25 protein-coding genes are annotated in these 23,401 nt (G+C 37.6%); all 25 read right to left on the bottom strand.

Annotation, left to right across the window (positions count from 1 at the left end; translation table 11 throughout):
- Positions 1-3: 3 nt before the first annotated feature.
- Positions 4-1,197 (bottom strand): glycosyltransferase, encoded by a 1,194-nt coding sequence (locus PQ578_RS02270; protein WP_273832017.1) that lies wholly within the window; start codon positions 1,195-1,197, stop codon positions 4-6.
- On the bottom strand, positions 1,194-2,234 hold the full coding sequence (locus PQ578_RS02265; RefSeq protein ID WP_273832016.1) for a glycosyltransferase family 2 protein: 1,041 nt from the start codon (positions 2,232-2,234) through the stop codon (positions 1,194-1,196). Before PQ578_RS02265 ends, PQ578_RS02270 begins: the two co-directional genes overlap by 4 nt.
- A 27-nt stretch (positions 2,235-2,261) precedes the next feature.
- Positions 2,262-3,458: a glycosyltransferase gene (locus PQ578_RS02260; protein ID WP_273832015.1), complete on the bottom strand. Its 1,197-nt coding sequence runs from the start codon at positions 3,456-3,458 to the stop codon at positions 2,262-2,264.
- 16 nt (positions 3,459-3,474) lie between these two features.
- Complete coding sequence (locus PQ578_RS02255) at positions 3,475-4,428, bottom strand: glycosyltransferase family 8 protein (RefSeq protein ID WP_273832014.1); 954 nt, start codon at positions 4,426-4,428, stop codon at positions 3,475-3,477.
- 15 nt (positions 4,429-4,443) lie between these two features.
- A complete protein-coding gene (locus tag PQ578_RS02250; RefSeq protein ID WP_420541501.1) occupies positions 4,444-5,166 on the bottom strand; it encodes a glycosyltransferase family 32 protein in 723 nt (240 codons plus the stop codon).
- A gap of 28 nt (positions 5,167-5,194) precedes the next feature.
- Entirely contained in the window at positions 5,195-5,542 is a 348-nt protein-coding gene (locus tag PQ578_RS02245) for a helix-turn-helix domain-containing protein (protein WP_273832012.1), read from the bottom strand.
- Positions 5,543-5,566: 24 nt separating this feature from the next.
- Complete coding sequence (locus tag PQ578_RS02240; RefSeq protein WP_273833230.1) at positions 5,567-6,697, bottom strand: aminotransferase class I/II-fold pyridoxal phosphate-dependent enzyme; 1,131 nt, start codon at positions 6,695-6,697, stop codon at positions 5,567-5,569.
- 22 nt (positions 6,698-6,719) lie between these two features.
- Entirely contained in the window at positions 6,720-7,358 is a 639-nt protein-coding gene (locus tag PQ578_RS02235; RefSeq protein WP_273832010.1) for an acetyltransferase, read from the bottom strand.
- A 1-nt stretch (position 7,359) separates the two neighbouring features.
- Positions 7,360-7,959 (bottom strand): sugar transferase, encoded by a 600-nt coding sequence (locus tag PQ578_RS02230; protein ID WP_273832009.1) that lies wholly within the window; start codon positions 7,957-7,959, stop codon positions 7,360-7,362.
- A gap of 9 nt (positions 7,960-7,968) precedes the next feature.
- Positions 7,969-8,133 carry a YwzD family small protein gene (locus PQ578_RS02225; protein WP_273832008.1) on the bottom strand — a complete coding sequence of 55 codons (165 nt, stop codon included), beginning with the start codon at positions 8,131-8,133 and terminating at the stop codon, positions 7,969-7,971.
- Between the two features lie 31 nt (positions 8,134-8,164).
- Positions 8,165-9,238 carry an EpsG family protein gene (locus PQ578_RS02220; protein WP_273832006.1) on the bottom strand — a complete coding sequence of 358 codons (1,074 nt, stop codon included), beginning with the start codon at positions 9,236-9,238 and terminating at the stop codon, positions 8,165-8,167.
- A gap of 29 nt (positions 9,239-9,267) precedes the next feature.
- Entirely contained in the window at positions 9,268-10,164 is an 897-nt protein-coding gene (locus PQ578_RS02215; RefSeq protein WP_273832005.1) for a glycosyltransferase family 2 protein, read from the bottom strand.
- Complete coding sequence (locus PQ578_RS02210; RefSeq protein WP_273832004.1) at positions 10,127-11,278, bottom strand: glycosyltransferase family 1 protein; 1,152 nt, start codon at positions 11,276-11,278, stop codon at positions 10,127-10,129. The genes PQ578_RS02215 and PQ578_RS02210 overlap by 38 nt, the downstream gene beginning before the upstream one ends.
- The gene (locus tag PQ578_RS02205; RefSeq protein WP_273832003.1) at positions 11,263-12,417 is read right to left on the bottom strand and encodes a glycosyltransferase family 4 protein; all 1,155 of its coding nucleotides are present in this window, start codon (positions 12,415-12,417) and stop codon (positions 11,263-11,265) included. The genes PQ578_RS02210 and PQ578_RS02205 overlap by 16 nt, the downstream gene beginning before the upstream one ends.
- A 54-nt stretch (positions 12,418-12,471) precedes the next feature.
- A complete protein-coding gene (locus PQ578_RS02200; protein ID WP_273832002.1) occupies positions 12,472-14,292 on the bottom strand; it encodes a polysaccharide biosynthesis protein in 1,821 nt (606 codons plus the stop codon).
- Positions 14,293-14,310: 18 nt separating this feature from the next.
- Complete coding sequence (locus PQ578_RS02195; RefSeq protein WP_273832001.1) at positions 14,311-14,454, bottom strand: hypothetical protein; 144 nt, start codon at positions 14,452-14,454, stop codon at positions 14,311-14,313.
- 253 nt (positions 14,455-14,707) lie between these two features.
- Entirely contained in the window at positions 14,708-15,373 is a 666-nt protein-coding gene (locus tag PQ578_RS02190) for a CpsD/CapB family tyrosine-protein kinase (protein ID WP_273832000.1), read from the bottom strand.
- Positions 15,351-16,085, bottom strand: coding sequence for a YveK family protein (locus tag PQ578_RS02185; RefSeq protein WP_273831999.1), 735 nt, complete (start codon positions 16,083-16,085; stop codon positions 15,351-15,353). Before PQ578_RS02185 ends, PQ578_RS02190 begins: the two co-directional genes overlap by 23 nt.
- Positions 16,086-16,511: 426 nt before the next feature.
- Positions 16,512-17,423 carry an N-acetylmuramic acid 6-phosphate etherase gene (murQ, locus tag PQ578_RS02180; protein WP_273831998.1) on the bottom strand — a complete coding sequence of 304 codons (912 nt, stop codon included), beginning with the start codon at positions 17,421-17,423 and terminating at the stop codon, positions 16,512-16,514.
- Between the two features lie 18 nt (positions 17,424-17,441).
- On the bottom strand, positions 17,442-18,410 hold the full coding sequence (locus PQ578_RS02175) for an N-acetylglucosamine kinase (protein WP_273831997.1): 969 nt from the start codon (positions 18,408-18,410) through the stop codon (positions 17,442-17,444).
- The gene (locus PQ578_RS02170) at positions 18,397-19,221 is read right to left on the bottom strand and encodes a carbohydrate ABC transporter permease (RefSeq protein WP_273831996.1); all 825 of its coding nucleotides are present in this window, start codon (positions 19,219-19,221) and stop codon (positions 18,397-18,399) included. The genes PQ578_RS02175 and PQ578_RS02170 overlap by 14 nt, the downstream gene beginning before the upstream one ends.
- Positions 19,222-19,233: 12 nt before the next feature.
- Positions 19,234-20,190 (bottom strand): carbohydrate ABC transporter permease, encoded by a 957-nt coding sequence (locus tag PQ578_RS02165; RefSeq protein WP_273831995.1) that lies wholly within the window; start codon positions 20,188-20,190, stop codon positions 19,234-19,236.
- A 28-nt stretch (positions 20,191-20,218) separates the two neighbouring features.
- Positions 20,219-21,475: an ABC transporter substrate-binding protein gene (locus PQ578_RS02160; protein WP_273831994.1), complete on the bottom strand. Its 1,257-nt coding sequence runs from the start codon at positions 21,473-21,475 to the stop codon at positions 20,219-20,221.
- Between the two features lie 16 nt (positions 21,476-21,491).
- Positions 21,492-22,511, bottom strand: a complete 1,020-nt coding sequence (locus tag PQ578_RS02155) for a serine hydrolase domain-containing protein (RefSeq protein ID WP_273831993.1) — start codon at positions 22,509-22,511, stop codon at positions 21,492-21,494.
- Positions 22,504-23,355, bottom strand: a complete 852-nt coding sequence (locus PQ578_RS02150) for a MurR/RpiR family transcriptional regulator (protein WP_098445160.1) — start codon at positions 23,353-23,355, stop codon at positions 22,504-22,506. The genes PQ578_RS02155 and PQ578_RS02150 overlap by 8 nt, the downstream gene beginning before the upstream one ends.
- Between the last annotated feature and the right edge of the window lie 46 nt (positions 23,356-23,401).

Here is a 23,401-nt window from a genome sequence, read left to right as displayed (position 1 = left end):
CACCTACACTTCTTTATGGATTATTTGATAAATTTTTTCAATCTCGCTTTTGGAATTATATGGAACAGTATTATTCAACTGATTAATTATACTTTTATTCAACTCAGTATCATTGATTAGTTTCATTATGCCTTCATAAATGTTTTCTATATTTTGTTCTACAATTAGTCCATCTACCTTATGAGTAATTATTTCTTTCGCAGTTGGAAAGTTTGTACATACTATAGGTTTTTTTAAGATTTTTGCTTCACTGACTGTGAGTCCAAATCCTTCTTTTATGGATGTTTGAACATATATATCGCAGCAATTCATATATTTATATGGATTGATTTTTTTTCCCATTAATATAAAATAATCGTTTAAACCGAAAGTATCTATCATTTCTTGTAATTTCCGCCTCTCAGAACCTTCGCCAATTACATACCATTTAAAGTTACAGCTAGAATTTTTTAACATTTCAGCCACTTTAATAGCTCTATCGTATGATTTAACAGATTCTAATCTTCCAACGCTTAAAATTTTTATATTCACATTACTAAATTCTTCACTAGGTTTTTCATTTGCCATACTATAAATAATTTCTGGATCAAGGATATCCATGACAACCTCTACTTTATTGATATATTCTCTTCTTATTTTTAATATAGACTTTTTGGTATTCTCAGATACTGCTATAATTTTGTCTATTTTTTTATAAGAAATGTAGTCGATATCCTTGTTATAAAGAGTGTTGGCATAGTCGGTATTTATCCATGCAAGTTTTTTTCCAGCAATAATTTTATTAGCCACAATATAAGTCGGTAACCCTTGGCTATAGGCAATAGCAACGTCATATTCCTTTTTTAAATCAGTTAGCAATATATTACCAGCACTTTTATATATCACCTGCTCACTGTGTAAAGCATTTCTTCTAAAATTATTTAACCTTAAGTTTATAGAAGCTTTCCATCTGTAATATGAGAAGAATATTTTTTTCCATAATAATACAGGTTCGCCATTTAAAAAGGCAAAATACTCGAGTTGGGGAAGTATATTAACGTAATTAGGGACATAACTCTCTAGTTCTCCTCCACTTTTAAACACCATTAAATCAACTTCAAAGGTAGATGAGTTTAAATTACTTAATAAAGACACTAAACTCTTTTCGGCTCCTCCAATTGCAAGTGAGTCAATGACAAATAATAATTTTTTCTTCATAAAGTCACTTTCTTCCTTAAGTTAAATATCTTCTTCATTTCTTTTAATAAGAAATAAAAAGAGCCGTACACAATAATCATTGGTACGGACTTTCGTTTAATACTCAATATAAATGGCTTATAAAGATATTTTTCAGTTGAAAATTTTTCTTTATAGCACTCAATGTAAGGGTTCTCTAATAGTTCTTTAATATTAAAAATAACTTTACTTATTCCAAGATTATATATTTCCTTTATATTTTGTCCGATAATTGTTAATGTTATGTCTTGAACTTTTCTACTTATTAATTCATTTGTTTCTATCTGGCTATGATTTGTTGATAGGTAAATATTCTCAACATATTTCCATACTGTGATAAAACTATTTAAGTAACTGATTGTGATATTAGAACTTATACTATATTGATTTAGTCTGTTGTAATTATATAAGTGTTGATTAATTGCAGAAAATGTCTTGCAATGTAGTACATACTCCAATACAAATATTAAATCCTCACACATAAATACATTTCTTTTCATTCTAATTTTGTGAGCTTCAATTATATCTTTTTTGAAAATTTTGCTCCATAAAACTCCCCCAGTACCGTTACAAACCATGTCCATGAAGGAGTGCAATGAAGTGCTTTTCGAGAAATTAAAATCAGAAAGAAACAAAATTCCTTGATTAGAAATGTCTTTATAGCCGCAACAAACTAGGTCGGACCCAGAATTCAACATATGTGAGACCAACTGTTCTACATATTCTTCGTCAATCGTATCGTCTGCATCGATGAATACAATAAATTCACCAACCGATAAATTTATTCCTTTGTTACGAGCGACAGATGGTCCACTATTAGTTTGATAAAAATATTTTATCCTCCTATCTTCTTTTGAGAGTCCTTTAATGATGCTTCTTGTTCTATCAGTAGATCCATCGTCAATTATTATAATTTCTATATTACTATATGATTGCACCAAGATACTCTCTAAACATTTTTTTATGTGAGCTTCCCCATTATAAACTGGAACTATTATACTTACTTTATCGATCTTCAAAACCTCCCAAAAGGGCAACATATATCATTAATTAATCAATTCGTATAATTTATAAATTTCAGAACTATTACTATAATCTCTTCTGATGCAATTATTAGATAATTTATTCCTTTTCGATAAATCATCATATAATTCCTTTATACCGTTGACAATGCCTTCAATTGATAAGTCACAAATCTCACCATCAAATCCATTCTCCAGTTGGCTTTTTGCAGTCGGATAGTTTGTAATAAGAACAGGCTTCCCGAGGATTTGAGCTTCTCTTACTGTGACAGCTTTGCCTTCATATCTAGATGGCTGACAATATATATCGCATGAATTTATATATGGGTATGGGTTTTTTTTCTTACCCAAAAGTATAAAATTATTTGCTAAATTATGTGTATTAATTAGTTCTCTTAAGTAACCTTCTTCTCCACCATAACCAATAACATACCACTTGATATCATATCCCAATTGAATTAACTCCTTACATGCAACGATTGCCATATCAAAACCTTTTTGGTTTGAATACCTACCAACTGTACAGATCTTTAATGATCCATCATTGGGCATTTCTTTAATAACGCATTCATTAGCTTGTTGCCTTACAAATGAAGGTGAAATTATATTTTCCAAAACTACTGATTTCCCCTCAAGTTTTGGAAACACTTTAAGAAAGGAAGTCTCACAATCTGATGAAACATTAACTATATAGTCTAACTTACTCCACATCTTTTCATCTAGTTTTTCATCTGGATTGACAATTGTATAGTAATCCGTGTGACTCCATCCAATTTTCTTACGAGCTTGTACTTTTTCAAGTATAAAATTATGAGGTCCTAAAAAACTTATTGCGATATCGTAATCTTTTTTAAATTCAGGTAGTTTCGGTAATGAATAGTGCCATGTATATTGCATTTGTTTGTAAGTACGCTGTTCCTTTTTCAATCCTTTATTTTTCATATTAGCTTTCAATTTAGAGAAAATTCTTACGCTCCCTAAAAATAGATTTCCTTCTTTAACAATCTCAACGATTGGTCTTTCAAAAGTAGTGTACTCTTTTATCGGTGGTATCAATTTTATTTGATTAGGAATATAAGATAGAAACTCTCCTTCATGTCTATATAAAAATAAATCAATATCAAATTTTGTGTAATCAAAAGTTTCCAACAAACCAATTAAACTTCTTTCAGCTCCTCCGATATGCATTGAATACATACTTATTAAAACTTTCTTTTTCATAGAATCTCTCCCATTTTCACTTATATATTATGCTAGATAAGCTAATTGCCACCTTAAATGGCAACTTATTAAATAAGAAAGATACGAATTTCTCATTTATATTTCGATTGTCATCTATAAACCTTACTCCATTCCATGGTGTCATCTCCAAGTATTTTTTATAATTACTTGCTAAAGGATGCTTACTACCTTTTACCCAAGGTCTAGTGAGAAAAGCAGGAGTGAAATGTATAAATACTGGAGAAGTTCTTGCCTCTATTAGTTCAGCCTCACTATAGAATTCTTCTATTCCATAATAATTAGTTATTTGACTTCTTTTTAATGTGAAAAAAGGAGTCATAGCATTATATTTTGGGTGAAGAATCAAAATTTTTTCACTTAATACACCATTAATAACCCCTTGATCGTGATGAAAGACGTCACCATTATAAGATTCAATAAAATCTATAAATTTTTTATTAATTGCTTCTCCTCTCCATTTTGCTAAATTAATAAGAAGCATCCCTGAATTTATATATGGGGATTTTGCATTCACGTTCACTCTAAGCTTAGTTTCCTCGCTTACTGTATCTAATACACCTGCTGCATGATAATTACTTATATCTGTACTCCACAACTCAGTAAGATTGCCATTTACGATTGAGTCACAATCTAAGTAAAGAACTTTATTCACACTACTATCTATTATTTCTGAAATAAATAATCTTGCATATGCATTTATTGATATTGAATGCTTCATTTTAAGTGTTAATTTTTCTTCATACTGCGTAAAGCTAACAAAATGAATTTTCCTATTATACTTTTCACATATAGTTTGTAACTTATGCTTATTGATTGTTGATATATTATTTTCTATAAGATATACATCGATATTCTCAAATTCTTGGTTGTTTTCAAAAACAGATAATATAGATACTCCAACATGCTGTGCGTAATTATTATCACTTGAGTACACAACACTTATCTTCATTGCTTGTCCTCCACATCATTTAGAAAATAATTCTCTCAGTCTATAAATATTTTCACCACCAATTGCTTTTGATAAAACTACTTTTATGAATGACCTTATTCTTACACTTAAAGGAAGCCAACTCTTATAAAAATGGTGTAGTGTATAGGATTCCTCATTTTTTAAATTTCTCAAGTTTATATAATCAAAAGGTGAAAAATAATGTTGTGGGTAAATAACTCCAATTCCTTTTATTTCTTGATACTCTCCATTTGCTTTTAAACCATTTTGTTCAAGAATTCCATTCAAAATCGCTACATTTGTTAGTTCATCCCTCCCACCATCTTGGTTAATAAAGTTCCTTTTGGTATAATAATTCAAAAAACATCCAATTAATTTATTGTTTTTTTCTGCACCAATTGTACTTGTAGCGACGTAATTCTCTTGTTCAAATCCCCAAAAAGATTTATGGTTCAATAAATCATCAAAGGATTTCATTACCTCTACATCCGTATCTAAATAAATTCCTCCATAATGATATAAAGCATGAACTCTTACAAAGTCGCTTACAAAAGCATATTTTTTCGAATTATATGCCTCTCTTACATAAGAGTTAGTGTTTAAATCAAAATTCTCTTCATTCCACTCAACTAGTTCATAATCTGATAAGTGTTCACTCCAAGTATTCATGCACTTCTGTATTTTAGAAGGTTTTTCTGCACCCCCAAACCAACAGTAATGAATAATTTTAGGTATCAATTTATTACCTCCTAACGTTATCTTTAATTTAATTACTTTCGCGTGCACGGTATTCATTCTGCCACTTAATAAACTCCAATATCGTCTTATACTCTCGTAGCTGCTCTTTCCGAATACCAGATTTCCGTAACTCCTTTACAAAATCGATCCATTCTTGATCTGATAAATGATGTTTTTTCTCATCATCTTCAAGCAACATATTCAGCTCTACATCGAGTACGTAAGCTAGCTTTTCCATAACTTGAATAGATGGGTTTTGTTTAAGATTTCTTTCAATGTTACTCAGATATGATTTAGAAACCTTTGACCTTTCAGCAAGCTCTGACAATGTGAGACCTTTGGACTTACGAATTTTAAGGATGTTTTGTCCTATCATAAAATATACCTCTTCATTTCTGACTCATACCATTTCCCTAACTGGTTCTTTCATACGAAGAGCCTTTTTAAAGCAATCGATAATATACAGTTGATCATTTTCTAACAGATTAGATCCAGATGGAAGACATATTCCTGACCTGAATAGCCTCTCCGCTACATGATCTTTTTCCTTATGAGGATAATATTTCGCACGATTGTACAATGGTTGAAGATGAAGTGGCTTCCACACTGGTCTTGCTTCTATGTTTCGCTGTCTCATGACTTCCAAAATCTCACTTGAAGTGGAGAGTGAATGGTCATTAATCGTGAGTGCCGTCAGCCAACGATTAGACATTGTATTTAACAATTCAGGCATGAACTCAACTTCCTGAAGGGTAGAAAATTCTAGAAGATACGTATCAAACACCTTCCGTCTAGAAGCAATACGTTCATTTAGTACTTCCAGTTGAGCTCTTCCAACCCCGGCAAGTATATTACTCATTCTGTAGTTATAACCAAGTTGACTATGCTGATAATGGTGCGCTTGATCACGTGCTTGAGTTGCTAGGAAACGCGCTTGTTGAATCGCTTGTAGATCATTTGAAACAAGCATTCCGCCACCTGATGTCGTAATGATCTTGTTACCGTTAAAGGAATAAATCCCGAATTTACCTAGAGTACCACTTGCCTTTCCTTTGTAAGTGGACCCAAGTGATTCAGCTGAATCTTCAATGACCGGCACTTCGTATCGATTACACAGTGTGAGAATTTCATCCATTTTGGCACTTTGACCATATAAATGAACGACAATTACTGCTTTGGGAAGTCTCTGTTCCCTTGCTGCATCTCCTAAAGCTCTTTCAAGTGCTTGTGGAGACATATTCCAAGTATCAGGTTCTGAATCAATAAAAACAGGCTCTGCTCCTAGATAGAGAATTGGATTAGCACTTGCGACAAACGTTAATGTTGAACAGAAAACTTGATCCCCTCTGCTCACACCTAATAAAGAAAGAGCCAGGTGAATCGCTGCAGTTCCTGAACTAACTGCGATGGCATCACTGGCTCCAACGTAAGTGGCTATTTCTTTTTCAAAGGCGTCGACATTAGCTCCTAAAGGGGCGATCCAATTGGAATCGAATGCTTCCTGAATGTACTTCTGTTCATTTCCTGACATGTGTGGCGGAGAAAGATAAATTTTATTGTGCAATCACATCACCACCTTTTCTTATGATTTTTGCAGGAGATCCAACAGCCGTTGAAAAGGCTGGAATATCTTCAATCACTGTTCCTCCTGCTCCAACAACTGACCAGTTTCCAATTGATATACCTGGGATGACGGTAACTGATGCTCCTATATGTACTCCTTCACCAGTTGACACGTTCCCGGTTAACGTTGCGTTAGGTGAAACATGGCAGTAGTTATCAACTTTATTCTCATGTTCAATAATTGCTCCCGTGTTGATAATGCATTGATCACCAATTATTGCGTTTGTGTTGATGACCGCATTTGGCATGATTACCGTTCCAGCTCCAATGCATGCGGTTGAACTTACCACAGAAGATGGATGAATTACAGTTAAATAATGTTCTGGATGAAGAGCTAATTGATTGAAAACCTTTTTTCTGGAAGCATTATCTCCAATAGCAATTACAACCCTTACATCAGGTTTTAGGTATTCATTAATCAACTCAATAGGAGCATAAGTAACACCACTTTCTATTTTATGTTCAATGTACTTACCATCAAGAACCGCAATGATCTTATAATAAAGAGATCGGATCATGTCTTGAATCACTTTGCTATGACCACCGTTACCAATTACGATAACGTCCATTTCAAATCACTTCTTTCGATCCTTTGAATTTATTCATAGGTACTTCTTTTTGTTGGTTAATGCCTTCTTTTTTCACTACCTTTATAATCGTAAGCAATAAAATTTTTAAATCTAATAGCATGGATTGGTTTTGCACATACCAAGTGTCTAGTTTAAACTTCTCTTCCCACGTGATAGCATTTCTTCCGTTCACCTGTGCCCATCCTGTCATGCCTGGCCTTACCTGATGGCGAATCTTTTGTTCTTCTGAATAGAGGGGTAAGTATTCCATTAACAAAGGTCGCGGTCCTACAAGACTCATTTCACCTTTTAACACATTGATAAGCTGAGGTAATTCGTCAAGGCTGTATTTTCTGAGAAACTTTCCAACCTTAGTCACGCGATGCTCATCAGAAAGTAAATGGCCATTCTCATCGGTTACATTCTCCATCGTTCGGAACTTACATAAAAGAAATGGTTCCTCATCTAGTCCCGGTCTTTGTTGCTTAAAGATGACTGGTGTTCCCATATCTTTTTTAACTTTTAGACTTAAAACGCCTACGATAGGCGATAGTACAACGAGTAAAGTTGTTGAGACTGCTACATCTATTAATCGCTTCATCCCTTTAACCTAAGTTGTTTCTTTCAAGTTGATCATACTAGAAGATAAAAGATTGTCTTTGATCTCCTCTACTAAATGTGAAGCAGATAAATCTCCGTCCAGATTCCCTTTCTCTCTTGCTAGCAATAAGACTTCTTGAAGCTTTTCCTGTGTAATACTTAGTGCTGCCCCCACATAACTCTCTCCTTCATTATGGTTTTTATTATCACCAAGTTAAAAAATTACTCTTATAAATGATATTTAAGCTGATTACATTTTCGTAATAATAATAAGCAAGATAGCAAACAAGGATTCCATAATAAATGACCTTCTGATCACGTTGCTTAAAAAGGTCAACAATCCAGGAAATCAGAATGAGTTGGTAAAGTCCAAAATAAATGGTAAATCTAGCAAATATCCAACTTTGGGTTGAAACAATCATAAACACGACACTCAGTAAAGTCATATTCACGATGACATCACTTTTTGGAAACAATCTCTTAAGCTTATCTCTTCCAAGGTAAGCAATGATTAAGGGTGCTGCCATGACAAGAACTCTTAGTTTACTTGCCCCCCCTTCATTAAAATCTTCGTATCCTCCGTATTGTGTATCTTCTATTGCTGAAAAAAGGATAGAGGAGAACTTTCCAAACCCCATAACAATAAAGATGGAAAGAATTAAGAGCGCTATTGTTGCCTTCGACCATGGCTTGAATCGAACAACAAAATAAATAGGAAGTAAAATGAGTGCACTCTGATGAATAAAAGACGCTAACACTACGATCAACGAATATTTAATGAAGTTTCCTTCTATTAAATACTTCGTAGCTGTAAAAGCAATAGCTCCTGCTAGAGCCTGACGAATTCCGTTCATCGAGACTAGAAAAAGCCCACCGGTAATATAAACATATAGACTGAGTTCAATCCTTTTTGAATAGATAGCAAGAATAATGACAATAAGAGCATTTGTGAATAGTGCTGTTGTGAAAATCATAATTTGTGGATCTTCTGATATTGCCTTTAAAATCAGTTGAAGTATTCCGAAACCGACATCCTTTTGACTTAATACGTACTCCCAGGTAAACGTATTTTCTTCATAGATATTAACGTAATTAAAGGTATCTCCAATGTTAGACCTTAGACCGGCAACAAAAACTAGAGTCAGCATAGAACCAAGTACAAACAATTTACTTGGTCGAATAACATGCGAATATCCATGTGTAATAACGGTGGCAGAAGCATATCTCGCAAAATAACCAAAAAGAAAAACTATGGCAAGTGTCATCCATAGAATCGTCATAAGGATATTCCTTTCGAATCAATAATTGATTACATCGTAGTCTTTACGTGTCTTGTTTTAAACATAATATAGAAATACAACATAATTCCAAAAGGTGTAGCGCTTACCGTCATCACTCTGGATGGTGCTTTCTGTAAGTAATTCAGATTCTTTTCCATAATACTACTTGAAACATAATGAATCGCCTGTCTGAATTTATATGAGTAATCAGCAAATGGAAGGCTCATTAGCTCCCTTCGATAAAAGGCAAACCCTCTTGGATTTCTTCTATACTGACTAAACATATTAAGCGAAGATCCATCTTCTAGATATTCTACGCAACAGAGTACTTCATCTAATAAAATCATCTCGAAGTACTGATCGAGCTTATAATACTTATAAGCTAAACCAACATATTTTTCATCTTTATAAAGAGGATAGGGGAAATCACGTGTTAATTCTGTTCGATAAACTACTTTTTTATCACCTGTAACTTTATGCTTTCGATACAATTGAAAAAGCGTTGAACGTTTTAAACCTTTTGGGAGTCTTGTTCCAATTATCTTTCCATCGGTATAAGAATCGAGACCAATGATTCCACTAACTTCATCGCTCCCATACATCTCCCAGCAGGTTAAAATTTTCTCAACAGCATCATTAGGCATATAATCATCCGAATCAATACAGACGTTTAATTCTGTTTCGATCGATTCATAAGCGGTATTATGTGCGCCATGCATCCCCTGGTTTTCTTGCTTAATGTAGATAATTTCAACTAGGCGATCTTCTATCCAATTAAAGACCAGTTTTTCTGTTTCATCAGTTGAGCCATCATCAATAATCAACCAAACAAAGTCCATGTTTGTTTGTCTTATTAAACTCTCATAACAATTAATAAGACAATAAGCTCTATTGTACGTTGGGGTGAAGATGGTTAATTTCTTCATTCTTTTCTCCCCCCATTATTAAGTAATTCTCTTCCAGCTGTCTGGCTGATTGAAGGATATTATAACCCTTCAAAGTAAAGACAAGTGGCGATTGATAACGAGAAGTCGACTTCTCCGAAAAAGCCATTAAATGATCTACCCAACTAGTTTTGTCGTCAAGCGAAAGTTGATGAATCAACTTCATTCCTAAATCAATTTCAGTGGTGATATTATCTGAAATGAAACACGACAGGCCAGCAGCTTGTGCTTCAATTAATGTAACAGGTAAGCCTTCATGAAAAGATGGAAATACAAATATATCGAAAGCTTGCAAAACATGATGGATATCACTACGAATGCCAATAAACTTAACGTTTTTTTCTATCTGTAAATTTTTCACCTTTCTTTCTAATTCGGATCGTAATGGGCCATCACCCGCTAATAGTAGAAGAGAATCTTTTTTGATTTTCACAAAATCACTAAAAACCTCAATAAGAAAATGATGATTTTTTTGTTTCGCAAAGCGACCGACATGACCAAGTACAAATGTCTCATTGCTTATATCTAGTTCTTTCCTTATTTCTTTCCTAGTTTCCTTAGAAAACGAGAAGTTTTCAAACTCGATTCCATTTTTTATTATCGTGCTACTTCTAGATTTACTAGCGTAAAGCCATCTTGCTGCAAGCCGGGAACATGCGAATAAATGATTCGCGTTTTTATCGATAAGTAGTCCTACATACCATTTATAAAATTTAGCTATTTTCCCTCCTTCACTACTCGTATTGTGACTATGTGCAATCCGATTTGGAATCTTAGCTTTCCTGGCCGCCCTAAGTACTAGCCCACTCATTTTATCCAGATGCGAATGAACAATCTGGTAATAGGAGTGGCGATTAAAAAACTGATTAAGCTCACTTACATATCCCCTATGACCTACGTCGCTGACATAAGGAATACGATGGATTTTCCCGCCCAGTGCTTTAATTTCTGAGTCAAAAACCCCTTCTTTACAAGTAAGAAAATCAAATTGCACCTTTTCACGATCGATATTGCGATACAAATTCATAATCAGCGTTTCTGCTCCGCCTCTATTCATGTTCACAACAACATGAAGAACTCTTATAGGACTCCCCAAGTAACCTCCTCCGTTTCTTTTAGGTAAGAGGTGTAAATCATACTCTTATGAAGCAAAATTTGATCTACACTGAATTCGGATATCATTCTTTTTCGCCCACTTTTACCCATCGCTTTTCTAGTAACCTCGTCGATTGCCATCCTTTTAATTTTCTTTGCTAACTCATCTGGACGTTCATTTTGAACAAGCCAGCCCGTTTCATTTTCAACAACAAGCTCTCGATGCCCTCTGTTTTTGACTGCAATGACAGGCAGTTCACACGACATGGCTTCCATTATGTTAACTGGCAAACCCTCGCGTAAACTAGAAGCTACCGCTACATCACACATAGGAACAAGTTTCTTCAAATCATTTCGATACCCAAGAAAATCAACCATGTGACTGATACCAAGTTGATGAGCCAGCATTTTGCAACTTTCAAGAAGTGCCCCTTCCCCTGCAAGTAATAACTTCACTTTTGGTAGCTCGTCTTTCACTAAAGCTACGGCTTCTAGCAAGTATTTCTGATTTTTATTTTTATTGAATTCCGCTGCATAAAACAATAAAAAATCATCTGGTTGATACCCAAATGATTGTCTTCGAACACTCTTTTCTTCTTCTATTAAAGGACTGAATGAATCCGTATCAATTCCAACTCCTCGTACATGTTCAATTTGGTTAGCGTTGAAACGCTCCATTGCGATTTGATAGTCTTCCTGATTGATTGTAATTAAACAATCCGTATCATTTGCTAACTGTTTTTCGATTGGATAATAAATTAACCAGTTTATTAGTGGAGATCCTTTACAAAAGTGAAATCCATGAGCAGTATAAATGACTTTCGTGCCGGTAGCTCTTGCTTTACGAGCCGCTAACCTGGCCAGCACTCCCCCCAAAGGTGTATGGCAATGGATAATGTCATATTTATTGTAATCCATCAGTTGTTTCAGTTTGTTATATGCCTCGAAGTTCTGTATTCTAAAAGGTGAACGTTGTATCGGTATGTTGAATTTTTGATCCGTATGTGGCAATTTGATTTCTCCACTCGCTGCAACATGAACCTCCCATCCCTGTTCTTTAAACCACTTCAAGTAAGGTAAATGAAAAGCCTTAAAGTGATAGTCCACTGTTGCGCAAAACAGTACTTTCTTTGTAATCATTTCTCCACCTCCTATACATGATCATTCTTAATAAAGAACATTCAGACATAGAAATTAACCTGAAAGTAGTGGTTCGGACTCAACACGATGATTAGCTAGTTGCAACAGTCTATTTCGCAACGTTTCTTGATCCATATCTGCAAAAGTTTCAATTAGTTCTTCGATTTCTTCTAAGTATAGCTCCGACGTTTTACCAACATAAATATTCGGATAAACATGTTCTGCATGTACTTCTTCTTTATTTAGTAACTCCTCGTATAACTTTTCCCCAGGACGAATTCCGCTAAATTCAATTCCTATATCATCAACTGAATGACCTGATAACTTAATGAGGTTCTTTGCCAGATCGACAATTTTAACAGGTTCACCCATATCAAGAACAAAAATTTCTCCACCTTCAGCAAGTGTCCCTGCCTGAATGACAAGCCTTGATGCTTCTGGTATCGTCATAAAGAATCGGATCATATCGGGATGAGTAACTGTTATAGGACCACCTTTTTGAATTTGTTTCTTAAACAACGGAATGACACTTCCACGACTTCCTAGAACATTCCCAAATCTTACTGCAACGAACTTGGTAGTACTCTTGCGATCAAGGTTTTGAACAATCATTTCTGATAAACGCTTTGTAGCTCCCATGACACTTGTCGGATTAACAGCTTTATCAGATGAGATCATTACAAACGTTTTAACCCCGCTCCAACTAGCTGCATTAGCAGCATTCAACGTTCCTATTAAGTTGTTTTTCACTGCTTCTTCAGGATTTCTTTCCATTAATGGTACGTGTTTGTGAGCAGCCGCATGGTAGACCACATCAGGCTGATAGCGTCCCATAATACTTACCATTTTTCCGGCATCCTGAACGTCTGCTATTTCTGTAATAAATTCGATATCTGTATTTCGAAAAACTTCTTTTAATTCCATTTCAATTGAGTAAATGCTGTTTTCCCCATGACCAAGAAGAATCAATTGTTTTGGATTAAATAGTGAGATTTGTCTACAAATTTCTGATCCGATCGATCCTCCAGCTCCTGTAACGAGAACCGTTTTATTCGTGATCGAGTTTGAAATCACATCGATATCTAACTTCACTGGTTCGCGTCCCAATAAATCCTCAACTTTAACATCTCTAAACTGATTAACGGAAACTTTTCCAGTCATAAGATCCTCAAGCATGGGAAGGATTTGCGTTTTAGCTTCTGTTTTTGCACATTCTCTGAAAATTTTCTGCAGTTCTTTTTTATTTAACGATGGGATGGCAACAATGATGTTTTCGATGTCTAATTCTTTCACTTTCTTTTCAATCAAATGAATTCCACCAAGTATAGGTATTCCATAAACATCCAGGTTTTGTTTTCGTATATCGTCATCAATAAATCCTACTGGCGAAAGGTCTGAATCATTGTATTTAAGCAACTGCCTGACTACCATCGTACCGGCTGAACCGGCTCCCACGATGAGTGTCTTCCGCTTGCTATTCGATTTGTTCATCACCATGTCACGATACAATCTCCAACAAAAGCGTGAACCACCAATTAATAGTAAATGAAGAATCCATGTCGCCATCAACAAACGAAATGAGATATCTTTTAAAATAAATTGTTGAAAAATGGCGGCGATAAGAATGGAAAAGGTAACCGTTTGGAGAATAACGACTAACTCTCCTATACTGGCGTATTCCCAAACTTTCTTATACAGGTTAAAGCGAAATGAAAATAAATGATGACTGATTAAAATTACGGCTGAACTTAAAACAATCGAAAAGGTAATAACGTGGACCGTTGCACCAACTAGAAATTGACTAAAAAAAATGGCGGTTAACACAATACATGAATCAATTAAAATAAAAAAAGGCAACCTTTGTCGGTAGGTCATGTCTTTCCTCCCCTCAAGTTAGTACTTCAATAAACTTTTTCTTCTTTCAATAGCAGCATCAATGAGTCTACTAATTGTTTTCAATTGGTCTGCTGAAGACTTCTGTTTAATGTAGTTGATCGCTTTGGGAATTGATTTAGGATAATCTTCAGTTTGTTTCAACAGCATTGCCCCCTTAGAGAATAAAGTTCTAAGTATGAGGTTCTTCAAAACCTCATACTTAGAACTTTATTAAGAACACTTAAATAAATTAAAAATGGGCATCTAACCCATCCTCACACCACACCATCGACGACTAGCGTCTAAGGTCCGAAAACCCACAGTATGATCGAGTGCCTTCATTGATATTGGCAAGAAGGCATCGCCAAACTATTAACTTAACCTTTTATTCTTAATAAAGAACACAAAAATGTGATTATTTTTTATTGACAATCGCTCCCATAAGATTAGCATGTGCTAATTCTAATACTCTTCTTGCTTTTGCAGCATTTTCAAGATCTGTTTTCCCTCTATTTAAAACGAGAATAATACCATCACATATATTTGCGAGCATTCTGGTTTCTGTAGAGGTTAAAACGGACGGCGAGTCAACAAGCACAAAGTCATAATTTTCTCCAGCCATCACAAGTAATTCTCTCATCATCTCATTCCCAAGTAACTCAGCAGGATTGCTTGCATGCTGACCACTTGTAAGAATCTCTAATCTTCCTATCTCAGAATGATGAACGGCATCTTGAAAACTTTTTTTATAAGTTAACACATCTGTTAGTCCAACTTCGTTTGAGACTTTAAAGATTTGATCAACGATTGGAGAGCGAAGGTTCGCATCAATTAAAAGCACTTTTTCTTTCTGTTGTGCTAATGAAACAGCCAGGTTAGCAGTCATTGTTGATTTACCTTCTCCAACACCGGGAGAAGTAATAAGAAAAACACGTTCCTCTTTTTCTTTCGCTAAAAAGCGCATATTCGTTCGAATTGTACGGAATTGGTCCGAAATGGTAGAGTTTGAATGAGAAAGAGTGATTAGATTTCGTTTCTTTAAGGTAGCTCGTCCCTTTTTACTTGAGATCAACTGATTCACTCCTTACCTCGTAACTTCTCGCTTTTCTTTTCTTTGAGACAAATTTCTTCTTATTCATATTTGATACACTTCCAATCACCGGAACACCCAATATCTCTTCAACATCGCTTTCACGTTTCACAGTTCCGTCCAATGAATCTAACAAAAAGATTAAGCCTACTCCAGCAATCAACCCGAATACGGCAGCAGCCATAACGACTTTATTTTGCGATTCGTTGATAGGATACGGATTGAGTTTCGCTTCAGATAACAACTGTACTTCTTTAAAATCAAGAAGCTTCACGACCTCACTTTTGTATGTTTTGGCAGTCGCATTTGCGATGGCAACGGCTTCTTTGGGATTTGTATCGATAACTGAGATTCGAACCACTCGTGATTCATCAACTTGCTCAACCGTAATTCGGTTTGCAATACCTTCTGCAGAACTTTGTAAATTCAAATCTTTTTTAACCTTTTCCATAATAATGGGGTCTTTGATCATAACCATCAGTGTTTTCATATCCTGTTCTTCTGTCTCAACGATAATTCTTGTAGAAGTTTCAAAAAGGGGTACGTAAGTGTATTGACTGTAGAAGTAGCCTCCAGCAGTAGTTAGAAAGGCAAAAACAATAACAATCCAAAAACGTGATTTTAGTACAGCGAAATATTCTTTCAAATTTATTTCTTTATCCGGTGAATTAGTACTGTTATTTTCATACTGAAATTTAGACATAAGGCCCACCTTTTTAATAGATTTTACTTTCAATTTGGTGCATTCTTTATAATGAACACCCTATTCCAAAGTTCCATTAACCAAGAAAATAACTCTTCGGCTCTCTTTTCGAACAATTGTGATTATTTACTATTTTAGTTCTATATAAAGAACATGTCAACAGACAAATCTACCTTTTAAACCAGGAATAAGGAAGAGAAAAAGCTAGAAAAAAGAAATTCTTTCATTATTCCCAGCCTCCTTTCTTCATAAATCCCTTTGTTACTACCTTTTCGCTACATATTTATCCAAACATGTAGAAATAATGTTTAGCTGATTTGTCGAAAATCCAAAAAAGTGCGTTGGTATTTTTATTGTTCGCTAGTATCTATGTTTGATTTTGTAGATAGCTAATTATCCATTTCTCTCACTTGTACTTCTTAGGGGTCAGGCTCGAGCCTGACCCCTATCCTCCATCACCGCTACAAAATCTCCACCTTTCTCCTCTAGAATCTGCCTCGCTCTCTCCCCATCCAGCTTCAACAAAATCATCAACACCGCTACCCGTGCATCCCCTTCCGCCTGTTCACTATAACGCGCGGCTTCTCTCTTACTAACTCCCGTCAACTCCTGAATAATCGAAACAGTCCGCTTCCGCAGCTTGTCATTCGACGCCTGCACATTGACCATTAAATTGCGGTACACCTTTCCAAGCTTCACCATGGAAGCAGTCGTAATCATATTTAACACCATCTTCTGAGCCGTTCCTGCTTTTAACCGGGTGGATCCCGTCACCACTTCTGGTCCAACTGGTAGTTCAATCGCGTATGTAACGATTTTCGAAAGCAGAGCGTTCGTATTGCATGAAATCCCCGCCGTCTTCGCACCTATTTCATTTGCCGCTTCCATCGCCCCAAGCACGTAAGGCGTTTTTCCACTTGAAGCAATGCCAATCACGAAATCACGCGCGCTTACATGCTTTCGTACATCTTCAGCACCAAGTTCCTGACGATCTTCTGCTCCCTCAATTGGATAACGAAGCGCCTGGTCTCCTCCTGCAATGACGCCATTCACAAGATCCGCCGCAACACCAAATGTCGGCGGGCACTCCGAAGCATCTAATACGCCGAGACGTCCGCTAGTACCAGCACCAAAATAATAGAGTTTCCCGCCATTTCTTATCACACCAACAACCTCATCAATCACTTTTTCAATCTGAGGAAGAGCGATTTTCACAACTCCAGCAACGCTCGCATCCTCCTCATTCATTAGCTCAATAATCTCAAGTGTTGAAAACTGATGAAGATTTTCCGACTTTGCATTTCTCATTTCCGTTTTCGCATTGTTTTCATCGCTCATTTGCATCTCTCCTATTCGTTATCCGCTCATGACGTGATAAGACGACATAAGATTTGATTTTCGCTCTTCGGTAATCGGTTCCCCATTCACAATCAAGGCACAAATACATGCGCCTACTGCTGGTGATAAAGTCGGGAAAAACACATTGCTAATACCGCTTTTTTTTACTTCCTTAACAAGCCCATCCTGGAAAAAAGACGACTCCATCAATCCTCCACAAACGACGAGCCTACCGCTCCGCACCTCAATCGCATCTATTAACTCGCTCAACTTTTGATACGCATGCTGAACGAGCTCCAAAGCTGTCGGATTTCGCTTTTCCGCTAGGGCGATCACCACTTCAGCCACAGAAGCGATTTTCATACGCGCATATGGATCCTCATAAATCGCCGTAATCATCTCGGGAACACTGGTTAACTTCAAGAAGGAAAGAAGTTCGTCACAAAAGGCTTTATCTACGATTAATCTTCCATCATGCATCATCGCAACAGTGCGAAGCGCATGCTGTCCAATATCATAGCCGCTGCCTTCATCTCCAAACAAATAACCCCAACCACCCGCTCGTCTTGAGCCATCCGGATCTAAAGCATAAGCAATCGAACCCGTTCCAGCGATCAAGACTGTTCCTTCCATGGAAAAGGTTCCGCTTGCTAACGCACCGTAGGCATCGTTCCGAACCTCGAGTCCTCCTTTATATCCTGGCAGGACCTCCAACATCCACTTTTTCCAGCGCAGCTGATCTTCTTCTCGGTCACCACCCGCTGTGGAGACAAAAACGCTACAAAGCTCTTCCTCTTTTACACCAGACATTAATTCAATGGTTACCTGATGAATCGCCGCTCGAACTTCTTCTTCCTTACGTGATTTCACATTAGTTGATCCGGCAACACTTTTTAAGAGGATTACACCGTCCTGATTACAAATGAGGCCAACCGTCTTCGTGCCACCGCCGTCTATCCCCATATACACTTTTTTATTTAATGGCACCCTGAGTCAGTCCTTCCATAAATTGTTTCGATGCGATGAAGAAAAGCACAATCATCGGCAGTGAAGCTAACGTGAGCCCTGCAAAAAGCGCCCCCCAGTCTGCAGAGTATTCACCGAAAAGTGAAAGCATGCCAACCGGAATCGTCTTTTTCAGATCATCCGTAATAAAAATAAGCGGAAAAAAGAAATCATTCCACGATTGGATAAATTGAATAATCATAACCGTTCCGAGCGCTGGACGCATTAAGGGAAGAACAACATTCCATAAAATACGCAGATTTCCAGCTCCATCAATTCGTGCCGCTTCTTCAAGCTCGCGCGGCATCGTTCTGAAGAATCCGGTCAAAATAAGAATCGAAAGGGGTATCCCCGTTGCCACATACATAAAAATCAGCGACCATAAGGAGTTTAATAGATTCAAATCTTTCATTAAAATAAACAACGGCACGATGCCAAGTTTAATCGGAAGCATCATCCCCATCAGGAAAAAAAAGAAAATAATGTTATTCCAGACGAATGTGAAGCGTGCAATATAGAAAGCAGCGAGTGAAGATGTGATCAGAATTAATAACACAGATACAACACTCACAAAAACGCTGTTCATAAAATACGTCGTAAACGGAATCATTTCAAGTAAGCTCCGGTACGTATCAAGGTTGAACGTCTTCGGCAAGGAGAGTGGACTTGTGAAAATCTCCGCGCTCGTTTTGAAAGACGAAAGGATCATTAATAAAATCGGATAGATGCTGATCGATGCGATCAGAAAAGCAAATACATAGTAAAACGGTCTCGTCCAGATCGTATGGTTCATCAGTTCGCCTCCTTACATGTCCACTTGTTTTTTCTGCATGTAGCGTAAATAAAGTGCGGTAAAAAATGAGATAAAGAGAAAGAGCACAACCGCCAGTGCGGATCCTAGTCCAACTGCCGTCGTTGATCCACCTGCGGAGCCGCCGAATGCGAGGCGATAGAAGTAAATCGCAAGCGTATCCGTCGAGTGATAAGGTTCTCCTTGCGATCCCTGCATCGCATAGACAAGTTCGAATGCCTCGAACGATTGAATAAACGTAAGGACCGTCATAATCATGAACGAAGGAACCATTAACGGAAGAACAATTTTTCGGATCATCGAAAGGCCATCTGCGCCATCGAGCTTACCTGCTTCAAACAGTTCCTTTGGAATCGACTGAAGACCAGCAAGAAAAATGAGCACACCGAACCCGATCCCATACCAGCAGTTAACGAGAATAATTGAAATAAGAGCTGTATCTGGATCACCAAGCCACGCTTTTTGGAGCTGTTCCAAACCGAGCTTCTCAAGAATGACATTTAGTGCACCGTAGTTTGGATTTAAAATCAGCTTCCATAAAAATCCGACAACGATTACGGATAACAGTCGTGGCAGGAAGTAAGCAATTTTAAGAAATTCCGACCCTTTTACTTTTTTATAAATAATATAAGCCAGAATAAAAGCAAGACCGTTTTGGAAAATCATCTGTAGCACGAAATAAAGAATGTTGTGGCCAAAAGCATTCCAGAAAAGTCCTGAAAACGGCTCAAGTGTAAAGAGATCCTTGAAATTCTTTAAGCCGACAAACTCTCCGCGCACAATCCCTTTCCAATCAAAAAAGCTGTACGTTAATGCAGCAAATAGTGGATAAACAATAAATAGCCCATAGATAAGAAGAGCAGGAATAGGAAAAAGGTGGATGGTCCACCTTTTCCAGTTCCTCTCCTTCTTCATTTTGACGACTGAATTTGAATTCGTAGCTGGTTTCATACTCTCCGCCCCTTATTTCTGTAGTGGCTCACTGCGCGCTTTCCTGAACCGTCTTCGCTACTTCCTCTGGCGTGCGTTCACCAAGGTACATACCTTGTAGCTCTGTTTCAATTGTCGCTTTCGTGGACGGATTTCCACCAGCAAAGTGAACAAGCATCATGTAAGGTGTCGACTGCTCTTCTGCTGCTTTTCCGAGGGCATTCACAAGCTCATCCTCAGACTCAATCCCTGGGATCGCGCTGATCATTTTAAATTCTTCTGTGAACATCGTGCCAAACTCTTCCGTTGTCATAAACTGAAGAAATTTCTTTGCGGCATCTTTATGCTCAGAACTCGCATTGATCGCATATGAGCCATCCACCCATGTTGTAATCGTCGGCTCTTTTCCAACAGCAGACGGAATCGGGAAGAAACCGAGTTCAAGGTCAGGATTCATTTCACGTAGCACTTCAATTTCCCAGCTTCCTAGCGGGAACATCGCTGCGTCACCTGTAAAGAACATCGTGCGAATATCTTCCATCCCAAGTCCTTCATAGTTATCAGGGAAAAACTGTTTTAGCTCATCCATTGCGTCAATCGAGCTTTGAAATTCGTCGCTTGTAAAATCGGTTTCGCCTGCTGTAATTTGATCGACGAACTCATTGCCACCATAATGAGCCGGCCCAATGATTCCGTGAGACAACGACAACAGCCAGCCTTCTTTTGTACCAAGGGCGATCGGTGTCGTACCTTCTTTCTTAATTTTTTCATTTAGCGCCATGAACTCATCCCACGTTTGTGGTTCTTCAAGGCCCATTTCTTCAAACATTTTTTTGTTGTAAAACATTTGGGTCGTGCTCATATTAAGCGGTACACCATATTGCTTATCATCCGATCCTTTTGAAGCGGCAAGCGTTTCTTCTGGATATTGATCTAGGCCTTCTAAATCATCAAGCGGCTCCAAGTATCCTGCATCCGCAAGCTCGATCCCAGGTGTATAAGGACGAAGGTGAATGATATCAGGTCCTTCCCCACTTTGAAGGGCCGTGTTTAAAATCGTGTTATACTCCGTGTTTTTTGAAGGTTTAAACTCAACGTTAATGTCCGGGTTTTCTTCATTAAATTTATCGATGATTTTTTGATAGCTTGCTTTATCTTCTGTTCGCCAGCTGCCAATCGTTAGCGTAACGCTGTCTTCACTAGCTTCAGAATCTCCTGAATTGCCACCACTTTCAGAGCTACATGCGGATAAGACTAAGATAAATGCTAAAAAACCCGTTAAAGTAAACGCTTTCATTCTATTCATTACTTTTCCCCCTCGTTTAGTTAGTAAAATGAGCGTGAATCAAAGAATGAAGATCAGGACGAATGTGTTTCATGTTGTGCTTCCTTCCATACTGAACAACATTCGTTAAAAACGTAACAATAAGCTCTTTCTGCGGATCAATCCACAAACTCGTTCCCGTAAATCCCGTGTGGCCGAAGCTTCCTGCTGACCACCCCCTTCCGCATGATAAAGTAGTGCCTTTCCCGCTCCACACTTCAAACCCCATGCCGCGGTTTTCAGCAACGTGATTTCGTGCTTTTTTCATCAGAGTTTGTGATAGCACCGTTTGCGTTTCTGGATAAAGAAAATAAGATCCAAAATTGCCAACATCACTCGCAGTAGAAAAGAGACCAGCACTTCCGCTCGCGCCGCCAAGATGGAGCGCTTTTTCATCATGTACTTCTCCTTGTAGATAGCGGTCTTTCGTCCACTCTGTTGAAGCGACTTGCAGCGGTTGCTCTGGATGAAAGCTGGTCTGTGTTAACCCCAACGGTTTATAGAGAACCTTCTTTGTAAAAGTGGAAATAGGCCGGCCAGACACCTTTTCAATGACCACTCCTAGTAAAATCATGCCAAGATCACTATACCTCACAACGTTTCCAGGCTTAGAAACAAGTTCAGCATTCACTACTTCATTAAAAACATCACGCTTCTCAAATCGTTGGACGGGTGGCATAAGATCGGCTGGAAGTCCTGTCGTATGGGTAAGCGCCTGACGAATCGTAATCTCTTGGTTTACGAATTCTGGGATGTAGGTTTGAATCGTGTGATCGAGTTCAACAGATGTGTTGTCAACAAGCCATAGGATCGACGGAAGGGTGGCCATTACTTTTGTTAAGGAAGCAATGTCAAATCGTGTTGATATTTTCATGGTGTGGGATTGATGGTTCGAATCGATAAATCCACCGTATGCACGATGGAAAACGGTGCTCCCTTTCTGTTGAACGTGAAGAACAGCGCCAGGAAGCTCCTTTTTGACAATAAGATCGCGGAGATAGGCGTCAATTTCAACCATGCTTTTTCGCAACCTCCACCGCTTTTCGCGTGCGTTCAAGTGCCGCTACGCTTTCCTCGTAGTTTCGGCTTGTCATGCCTACGTATAAAATATCAATTACATTAAGCTGAGAAATACGTGAGCTCATCGCACCGCTACGAATGCTTTTCTCAAGAGAGCTTGTGAACAGCTTAATATCAGCAAGATCGGATACCGGGTTCGTGCCGTACTTGGTTAATGTTATAACGGTGGCGCCGTTATCCTTTGCGATTTTAAGCGATTCAATGATATCGTTCGTTTGACCTGAGTAGGAGATACCAAAAACAACATCCTGCTCCTCGAGGTTCGCGCTAATCGTACCTTGTGTATCATAATCAACGCCCGCTTCACACCAGCGGTTGATGCGAGAAAGCTTTTGTTTAAAATCCTGAGCAATTAAGCCAGATGCCCCAATGCCAAACAGGGCAATTTTGCGCGCCTGACTAAGGGCAGCGATCGCTTTTTCCACTTCCTCTTTTGAAAGAACCGAGATCGTATCATTGATCGATTGAATGTTGTTGTTTGAGACGTTTTCAATAAACGAATCAACTGTACCATCAATCGAAATTTCTTGATAAGATTTACTCGTTTGCTTTGTCGCAAGATCCCCTGCAATCCGAAGCTTCAGTTCTTGAAATCCTTTGTAATTTAGCGTACGAGCCAGACGTATGATCGTCGCTTCGCTTACTTCTGTTCGTTTTGAGAGCTTCTGGATTGATAGATTGATCACTTCTTCCGGGTAATGAATAATGTATTCCGCCACTTTTCGTTCTGAAGGTTTTAATGAAGTGATTGATTCCTGAAGACTGATCAGGCCACCGTTCATAACTAGCCCACCTTTATCTTATAAATTTTCAATCATTTCATTTTAG

The sequence above is a fragment of the Guptibacillus sedimenti genome (genome assembly GCF_028610665.1).
GTDB lineage: Bacteria > Bacillota > Bacilli > Bacillales > Guptibacillaceae > Guptibacillus > Guptibacillus sedimenti.
The sequence above is the reverse complement of the archived record's forward strand: the minus strand, read 5'-3'. Positions and strand labels throughout refer to the sequence as shown.